This is a genomic window from Janthinobacterium sp. SUN120 (genome assembly GCF_030397735.1).
In the GTDB taxonomy this organism is placed as follows: Bacteria; Pseudomonadota; Gammaproteobacteria; order Burkholderiales; family Burkholderiaceae_D; genus Janthinobacterium; species Janthinobacterium kumbetense.
The window spans coordinates 1-1424 of sequence record NZ_JAPUBW010000021.1 but is presented as its reverse complement, the minus strand read 5'-3'; the positions used below and the strand labels follow the sequence as shown (position 1 = coordinate 1424).

Here is a 1424-nt window from a genome sequence, read left to right as displayed (position 1 = left end):
GTGTCCGTCTGCGGCGCGCTATATTCGCGCTGGAACTGGCTGGCGTCCGGCGCCGGCAGCGCCTTCCGGTCCACCTTGCCGTTGCGCGTCAACGGCAATTGTTCGAGCAGCACGAAGGCGCCCGGCACCATATATTCCGGCAGGCTTGCCAGCAGATATTCGCGCAGCGCTGCGGCGGAAGCGTCCCGCCCTTCCTGCACGGTCAGATAGGCCAGCAGCCGCTTGTCGCCGGCGATATCCTCGCGCACGACCACCACGGCTGCAGCCACGGCCTCGTGCTGGACCAGCCGGCTTTCGATCTCGCCCAGCTCGATGCGGAAACCACGGATCTTCACCTGCTCGTCGATGCGGCCGACATATTCCAGGTTGCCGTCGGCCAGACGCCGTACCAGATCACCCGTGCGGTACAGCCGCGTACTGCTGGCCGGCTCGCCGGCGTCATGGAAGGGATTGGCGATGAAGCGTTCGGCGCTCAGTTCTGGACGGTTCAGGTAGCCGCGCGCCAGGCCGGCGCCGCCGACGTGGAGTTCGCCCACGACGCCGTCCGGCGTCAAGCCCCGCTGTGGCGTCAGGATCACCGCGCACAGGTCGGCCAGCGGATGGCCGATGACGCTGGGGTTGGACGTGTTCGTGATGTCGGCCATCAGCAGGCGGCGGTAGGTCACGTGCACCGTGGTCTCGGTGATACCGTACATATTGACCAGCTGCGGCATAGCGTCGCCGTGACGCGCGGCCCAAGGCTGCAGCGTGGCGACGTTGAGCGCCTCGCCGCCGAAGATCACGCAGCGCAGCGACAGTGGGGCCCGCTGCTCGCCGTCCACCACGATCAGCATGCCGAAGGCGCTCGGGGTCTGGTTCAGCACCGTCACCTGCTCCTTGCTCAGCAACTGGTAGAAATCGGGCGCCGAACGGGCGACCCAGTGCGGCACCACGACCAGGCGGCCGCCATGCAGCAGCGCGCCCCAGATTTCCCATACCGAGAAGTCGAAGCCGAAGGAGTGGAACAGGGTCCAGACATCGCGTCCGTTGAAACCGAACTGGCCGGTGCTGGCGGCAAACAGCCGCGTGACATTGCGGTGCTCGATCAGCACACCCTTGGGCAAGCCGGTCGAGCCGGACGTGTAGATCACGTAGGCCAGATTGTCGGGCCCCTGCGCCGGCAGACGAGCCAGGTTGCAGTCCGCATGCGCCTGCAACTGGCCGGCGAAGGCTGGCGCATCAAGCGCGGCGATGATGACGGCGCGGCCGGCCGACAATTCAGCGGCCCGCTCCAGCAGCGATTCCTGCGTGAGCAGCAGCGACAGCCCGCTGTCCCCGGCCATATAGGCCAGGCGCTCGTTCGGATAGACCGGGTCGAGCGGCACGTAGGCGCCGCCCGCTTTCAACACGCCCAGCAGGCCGACAATCATCTCCAGACCGCGTTC

General features: G+C 67.1%; 1 protein-coding gene. It reads right to left on the bottom strand.

The genetic code is table 11. The features are described 5' to 3' along the window. The coding region (locus O0879_RS28540; protein ID WP_289920048.1) for an amino acid adenylation domain-containing protein at window positions 1-1409 on the bottom strand (1409 nt) is incomplete at its 3' end. Window positions 1410-1424: the final 15 nt, after the last annotated feature.